This is a genomic window from Anaerotignum lactatifermentans DSM 14214 (assembly GCF_900142265.1).
Lineage (GTDB): Bacteria > Bacillota > Clostridia > Lachnospirales > Anaerotignaceae > Anaerotignum > Anaerotignum lactatifermentans.
On record NZ_FRAH01000018.1, the window covers coordinates 45,256 to 51,950 of the forward strand.

Annotated in this window: 8 protein-coding genes and 1 other RNA gene; 7 read left to right on the forward strand and 2 right to left on the reverse strand. The window is 44.1% G+C overall.

Annotated elements, in window-relative coordinates:
• The first annotated feature begins 76 nt into the window (after positions 1-76).
• From BUB35_RS06660 to BUB35_RS06680, 5 genes are all read left to right on the forward strand, one after another.
• Entirely contained in the window at positions 77-1,435 is a 1,359-nt protein-coding gene (locus tag BUB35_RS06660; protein WP_072850294.1) for an MATE family efflux transporter, read from the forward strand.
• Positions 1,436-1,548: 113 nt separating this feature from the next.
• Positions 1,549-1,875: a hypothetical protein gene (locus BUB35_RS19020; protein ID WP_072850296.1), complete on the forward strand. Its 327-nt coding sequence runs from the start codon at positions 1,549-1,551 to the stop codon at positions 1,873-1,875.
• Positions 1,872-2,318, forward strand: coding sequence for a signal peptidase II (gene lspA, locus BUB35_RS19025; protein WP_072850298.1), 447 nt, complete (start codon positions 1,872-1,874; stop codon positions 2,316-2,318). The genes BUB35_RS19020 and lspA overlap by 4 nt, the downstream gene beginning before the upstream one ends.
• Positions 2,319-2,410: 92 nt before the next feature.
• A non-coding RNA gene (gene ssrS, locus BUB35_RS06675) (6S RNA) lies at positions 2,411-2,600 on the forward strand.
• Positions 2,601-2,736: 136 nt separating this feature from the next.
• Positions 2,737-5,067: a SpoIID/LytB domain-containing protein gene (locus tag BUB35_RS06680; protein WP_072850300.1), complete on the forward strand. Its 2,331-nt coding sequence runs from the start codon at positions 2,737-2,739 to the stop codon at positions 5,065-5,067.
• A 39-nt stretch (positions 5,068-5,106) separates the two neighbouring features.
• On the opposite strand, the gene BUB35_RS06685 is transcribed toward BUB35_RS06680, so the two are convergent.
• Together BUB35_RS06685 and BUB35_RS06690 are read right to left on the reverse strand one after the other, a co-directional pair.
• A complete protein-coding gene (locus BUB35_RS06685; protein ID WP_022254550.1) occupies positions 5,107-5,532 on the reverse strand; it encodes an RrF2 family transcriptional regulator in 426 nt (141 codons plus the stop codon).
• Positions 5,533-5,562: 30 nt separating this feature from the next.
• Positions 5,563-6,039 (reverse strand): YbaK/EbsC family protein, encoded by a 477-nt coding sequence (locus BUB35_RS06690; RefSeq protein ID WP_072850301.1) that lies wholly within the window; start codon positions 6,037-6,039, stop codon positions 5,563-5,565.
• Between the two features lie 137 nt (positions 6,040-6,176).
• Between BUB35_RS06690 and BUB35_RS18835 the strand changes: the two genes are divergently transcribed.
• The gene (locus tag BUB35_RS18835; protein WP_143158951.1) at positions 6,177-6,461 is read left to right on the forward strand and encodes a hypothetical protein; all 285 of its coding nucleotides are present in this window, start codon (positions 6,177-6,179) and stop codon (positions 6,459-6,461) included.
• A gap of 76 nt (positions 6,462-6,537) precedes the next feature.
• A partial coding sequence (locus BUB35_RS06695; protein ID WP_143158952.1) for a transposase occupies positions 6,538-6,695 on the forward strand: 158 nt, incomplete at its 3' end.

Sequence of the window (6,695 nt, forward strand, 5' to 3'; positions counted from 1 at the left end):
ACGGCACTGCTTCGGCAGTGCCTTGGTTTTCTATTAGGAGAAAAAATGAAAATGTCACAAAGGAGGAAAAACGAAAATGAGCACCACTGCGGTTCAGCCCAAAGAAAACAAAATGGGAACCATGCCTATCAACAAGCTGCTTTTGAACATGTCTTTGCCAATGATGATTGCCATGCTGATTCAGGCGCTGTATAACATCATTGACAGTATGTTCGTAGCACAGATCAGTGAAAATGCCCTTTCTGCGGTTTCACTGGCATTCCCCATGCAGAACTTTATGATTGCTGTAGGTACAGGGACGGGCGTTGGTGTCAATGCGCTGCTTTCCAAGAGCCTGGGCGCAAAGCGTATCAAAATTGCAAACAAAACGGCAAATGTCAGCATGTTTCTGGTATTCATGAACTGGATTCTGTTTATCCTGATTGGTCTGTTTGTAGCAAAACCCTTTTTGATGGGGCAGACCAAAGTGGCAGAAATCGTTGATTACGGCAATACATACCTGCGAATTTGCTGTGTGGCATCTCTGGGTATTTATGCGGAAATCGCACTGGAAAGATTGCTCCAGGCAACAGGACGCACCTTCTATACCATGATTACGCAGGCAACAGGTGCGGTTGTGAATATCATTCTGGACCCCATTCTGATTTTTGGCATGTTTGGTATGCCGAAAATGGGCGTTGCAGGTGCGGCATTGGCGACCGTTATCGGTCAGTTTATTGCAGCAGGGCTGGCACTGTTTTTCAACTTGAGAGTAAATCATGATATTAAATTTGACTGGAAAAATATGCTGCCTACAAAATTTGTGCTTTTCCATATTTATAAAGTTGCGGTGCCTTCTATTCTGATGGTTTCCATCGGTTCTGTCATGATGTTCTGCATGAACCGTATTCTGGAAGTATTCACCACAACAGCCATTGCAGTATTTGGTGTATATTTCAAATTACAGAGTTTTATCTTTATGCCGATTTTCGGTATGAATAATGGTATGGTACCCATCATTGCCTATAACTATGGCGCAAGACATCGTGATCGTATCATTGGTACTATTAAACTGGCAGTTATGTACGCAGTTGCTATGATGCTCATTGGTTTTGCAGTATTCCAGATCATTCCTGATAAATTGCTGCTGATGTTCAATGCATCGGAAAACATGCTTGCCATTGGTGTTCCAGCATTGCGTCTGATTTCCATCAGCTTCCTGCTGGCAGGTTTCAACATCATTTGTTCCTCTGTATTCCAGGCAATGGGCAATGGCGTTTTCAGTCTGATTGTTTCTGTTGTCCGTCAGCTGGTGGTATTGGTGCCTGTAGCGTTCCTGATTTCCAAGATGGGCGTTCTGGACCGCATCTGGTGGTCTTTCCCCATTGCGGAAGTTGTGGCAGCAGCAATTTGTATTTTCTTCCTGCGGAAGATTTTGAAAATGCTTGATTTTTAAGAGAATCAGAAAAGATGGTTTGTTCTTTCGGGACAGCCATCTTTTTTTGTTTGGTTGCGAAAAATGCCTCTTGTGTGGTACACTGAATTTATCAAAAAAGCAGGAGGTTACCAATGATTATTTACATCTGTCTCATGGCAGTGATGGCATATCTGGCGTTTCGATGGGGAAAGGAAACAAAGACAGGCACCTGTCATATGATGAAAGAGTATACAGAGAAAAAAGAGACGGCAGAGCAAGTTGGAAATTTACTGCAGTTTGTAGGGAAATGCGCCTGTGCCAGCGGTGGACTCATGGCAGTCTGCTTTTTCTGGAGAATGCTGGCAGGAGATTTTCCGAGAGTGTTGGCAGCGGTTTCTATTTTGTTTTACAGCCTTGGTTTTATCCGTGCCATGTTGATTCTGCAAAAAATACAGAAGGAAGAGAGGGGACAAAATTGAAGTATTTTGGTATCATGCTGTCCGTATTTGGTCTGGATACAGTGACGAAAATCTGGGCAAGAAAAAAACTGCCTCTGGGTGGAAAAACAGAAATCATCAAAGATAAATTTTATTTTCGGCGCATAAAAAACGATGGTATGGCATATAATACCCTTGAGCGAAATCCCAAAGCAGTGTTATATCTCACAGGCGGACTCATCGGTTGGTGCTTCGCTGCTTTCTGTATGATGCTCACAAAACAGGAGGAAAAAAAGCATTTGCTCCTGTCGCTTTCTGTGATGTTGGGCGGCGCTTTGGGTAACTTTTGGGATCGTATTCGACGTGGTGGTGTGACAGATTTTCTCTATATCAAGTGGAAAAAAGCGCCTATTTTCAACCTGGCTGACATTGCCATCGTAAGCGGCGGAATCTGGGGATTGCTTGCCTCTTTATGGAAAAGATAACAAGGAATTGGTTTTATTTTTAAAAAAACTATGGTATTTGTATAGATTAGGGGTTGAAGAATGTCGATAAACGTAGTATAATACACTCAGGAAACATCCTGAGATGCTCGATAGCCCATCGTTATTGAACCTACATGACTGAAAAGGGATTCCTATAAGCTAAAGTGATGTCAGGCCTCAAGATAATTCCCTTTGGGCGGAGGAAGACTGAGACTTTGGCTGCGGTTGCCCACCTGGCTTAGGCTAGGTGTCAAGAGATGGGAACGGCATTTCGGGATCTCCGTGCGTATGAGAACAGGTATATGGATATTGCATAATATTCATATACCTGTTTTTTCGTGCATAAAAAAAGAGGTTCTATTTTCCGGTGCATGTCCGTATACTGTTATAAAGTTTGACAGGGAGTGTGAGGACATACATGAAACGGATTTGTTTTTTCCTTTTGATACTGACAAGCCTGTTTTGGACAGGCTGTGGAAATGCAGTAACGGGAGAAATGGCAGAAATAGGACGTATTGGCGATGATTTATCCATCAGCCGTGCCATGGCAGCTAAGACTATGGCATTGACTTTTTACACCAAAGAGGAATTGGAAGGGCTGGAGCAAGTGGCAGATTTTCCAGATGTGCCTCAGACAGACCCTTTTTACCCCTACATCAATGGGGCAGTGAAACTGGGGCTGCTATCCGGTGATGAGGACGGTAATTTTTATCCAGAAAAAGATTTGACATTGATACAGGCACAAGCGTTATTAGACCGAATGGCACCCGATTATGACAGCCGAATGGTGCTGGACGAAAGCAATCAGAATATGCCGGTGGCTTACAGTCTATGGATACAATTATTGCAGACTGCCTTGGAAGCAAGGGAAGAAGAACTTTCTGCCTATGGCATTACGGAAGAAACCCGTGTGCTTCTGACAGCGGAAGATAGCGGTGGCATGTTTGATAATGGCTATTATGGCGGAGCCGGATTGGATTTGAAGCCCTATGAAAATACGGCACTGCGGTATTGGGCAAAAGATGGGGAAATTCTGGCGTTACTGGAAGTTACCGATACTACCCCTACCATTGAGAATATCTACTGTACGGCTTCCGGCGGAACCATTCACATGGAAACAGGCGCAGGCAGTGTGACACGACCTTATACAGGACAGGCAGTGAACGGCATTTGCGATGTGACCCTCTCGGAAGGAAAAGCGACAGAAGCGGTACAGGCGGCAGAATTAGGTCTTTGTACCGTAAAACGAGTCAATGGACAGGAAATTTATCTGGCAGAACAAGGGCTTCTCTCCTGGGCAGATGATTTTCGTATTTATGATGCGACTGGCACAGAATGGACGAGCCAAAAAGTATCAAAGTTGATTTGCGGCACAAAGGGAGCAAATTACTATCTCAAAGATGGAAAAGTGGCAGGGGCAATCATTACCCAGACAGTACAGCCGGAGAATATCCGCGTACTTGTTGGCGGAGCAGGGCAAACAAAAGTGACCATTTCCGCAGAGGGAGGATTTACCCTGAAAAGCAGTGAAGCAGAAAAAACATTTTCTAATGGAGAACAGGCTGTGATGACTGCTGACTTGCCATGGTTTGACAGCGGTATTGTGGAAGCGGCTCCAACGGGAGAAAGCCCCTTATCCGTAACTTTTTCTGATGGTATAAAACGTCAGTATTTTGGCACAGTAGAGTTAGAACGGCGGCAGGACGGCATTTCTGTCATCAATGAATTGCCCTTGGAAACCTATCTGCGGGGCGTGGTTCCTCATGAAATGCCTGTGGATTTTGGAGAAACAGCCCTTGAGGCTCAGGCAATCACTGCCCGCAGTTATGCCTATAATCAGTTTTATGCTAACAGCTATTGCGGATATGGCGCTCATTTGGCAGATACTGTAGCCAGTCAGGTTTATCTTGGGGCGGATACGGCAGAACTGTCTGACGCGGCAATCCAGGCAACGGCAGGAAAATGTCTGACGGCAGGAAATGAAGTGGTGACCACGTATTTTTATTCTACTTCCTGTGGGTATGGCGCAGATGCAAAAGAAGTATGGTCGGCAGACGGTACTTTCACAGAAGAAAGCAAACCCTATTTGACAGGCGGAACCTACGGCATTTCTGTGGAAAAACCGAATACAGAAGAGGAATGGCTGGCATTCTGGCAGGATTGGGAGATTGAGGGATATGATGACGCGTCCCCTTGGTATCGGTGGAAAACATATTTTGGTGCGGGTCAGTTAACGGAAATCACCAGTGCCAAACTGAAAGAAGCTGCAAAATCCCATCCAGCCCATGTGGAAGTTTTGCAGGAGGATGGCAGTTGGAAGGCACAGACACCACCAGAAGATTTGGGACGGCTCACAGGAATTTCTGTGGCAAAGCGTGGAGAAAGCGGCGTTATGGAAGTACTGCGATTGGACTACGAAAAAGGTTCTGTGCAGGTGAAAACAGAATATACCATCCGGCAAGTACTTTCTCCTACCAAAATGACAGTTGGTGACCCTATTTATTTGCAGAGGAAAGACGGAGAGTCTTTGACAGGGAATACCATGCTTCCCAGTGGATTTTTTGCCGTAAAAGAAATGAAAAATGCGGAAGGAAAATTGACAGGTGTTGCTCTTTATGGCGGTGGAAACGGTCATGGTGTGGGCATGAGCCAGTATGGTGCCAAAGGCATGGCAGAAGATGGAAAAACAGCAGAAGAAATTCTGGAACATTACTATACAGGAACAACCGTACAGCAAGTGATTGCATAAAAAAACAACACGCAGGAATTTTTCCTGCGTGCTATTTTTTTAGATTTCAATATGATTTTTTTCTTTGTATTCTTCTGCCATATCAGCTAAAGAAATGTTGTCCACGACATCATCCAGCGCTTCTTTCATCTTTTTCCAGATGGAAAGAGAAACGCAGGTGTCAGAGTTGGGGCACATGGGGTTGTCCACACAATCCACGGGAGAAAGGGAACCTTCCAGAATTCTCAGGACTTCTCCGATGGTGATATCTTTTGGTTCTCGTGTGAGAATGTAACCTCCCTGCGCACCGCGGTAGCTTTTTACCAGACCGGATTTTGTCAGTGGATTGATGATCTGTTCCAGATATTTTTCGGAAATATCCTGCTCTCTGGCGATGGATTTCAAAGCCAGTGTGCCTTTGTCGTAATGGAGAGCCAGACTTAACATCAGGCGTATGCCATAGCGGCCTTTTGTAGATATTTTCATAAAAATACTCCTTACTAAAAAAACGGGTGTTTATTCTTCTTCCCAGCCTTTGCAGATGTCAACCCAGGCTTCGCATTTGCCGTAATGGAAAAGTTCGTCGCAAGTCAGTTCAACTGCGGAGTTGCTGCTGCCGGCAGCCGGGAATACAGTGTCAAAACGCTTCATGGAAACATCGGCAAATGCACGGGTACCTTCCGGCAGTGCGAAAGGACAAACGCCACCGACAGCATGTCCGGTTGCTTCCAGTGTTTCTTCGGGAGAAAGCATTTTTGCCTTCAGACCAAAGGTGTCTTTAAATTTGCGGTTATCGATTTTTGCGTCCCCTGCAACGGAAATGACAATGGGTCCTTCCTTAGACATCAGGCAGAGCGTTTTGGAAATCCGGGCGGGAATAACGCCGGCTGCTTCTGCTGCCAGTTCTACAGTTGCACTGGAGGTAGCAAATTCCAATACTTCCTTGGGACAATTCATATCTTTCAGATAAGCTTTAACTTTTTCAATAGACATGGTTGCATACATCTCCTCTTTGGGATATTCAGATTTACTTATACGCAATAGCATAGCAGAAAAGTAGTCTTTATGCAAGATAAAGTGCATAAGAATTTAGAAAAAAAGTGTTGACAGATAAAAAAGGTCGCGTTACAATGGGCAAAAGATCACAGACGACGGACAGGAGTTTTCGACATGCAGAAATTTACATTTGTTGGAAAACTGCATATGGATATGATGATGAGCATGGGCATGATGATGTGCATGCTTTTTGTGATGTTCATATGTTACTTGCAATTGTTCTGAGATGCTTTGAAACAAATTTGATTTTTACAAACGGCTCGGAGGATGCGAGCCGTTTTTTTATTATTACTTTAGTGCTGAAGGCTGCAAAGCAGCCTTTAACAACCGCCCGCTCTGCGGGTGAGATTAAAGCTTAAGCAAAAAGCATCGTCCTTGTTGTAAAATAAGGGTGTTCAAGCCTAAATATTTTACATAAGAAAGGACGATGCTTTTATGGCAAACAGTTTAGCACACACAAAATGGGTATGCAAGTATCATATCGTATTTACACCAAAGTATAGAAGAAAAATAATTTATTATGAATTGAGAGCGGATATTCAAAAAATAATTAAAGATTTGTGTAAATGGAAAGGTGTAGAAATTATTGAAGG

Coding starts and splice junctions, on each gene's coding strand:
- BUB35_RS06660 (WP_072850294.1), top strand. CDS start 77: ATGAGCACCACTGCGGTTCAGCCCAAAGAAAACAAAATGGGAACCATG.
- BUB35_RS06690 (WP_072850301.1), bottom strand. CDS start 6,039: ATGTCTATTGAAAAAGTTAAAGCTTATCTGAAAGATATGAATTGTCCC.
- BUB35_RS19020 (WP_072850296.1), top strand. CDS start 1,549: ATGATTATTTACATCTGTCTCATGGCAGTGATGGCATATCTGGCGTTT.
- BUB35_RS06685 (WP_022254550.1), bottom strand. CDS start 5,532: ATGAAAATATCTACAAAAGGCCGCTATGGCATACGCCTGATGTTAAGT.
- BUB35_RS06680 (WP_072850300.1), top strand. CDS start 2,737: ATGAAACGGATTTGTTTTTTCCTTTTGATACTGACAAGCCTGTTTTGG.
- BUB35_RS18835 (WP_143158951.1), top strand. CDS start 6,177: ATGGGCAAAAGATCACAGACGACGGACAGGAGTTTTCGACATGCAGAA.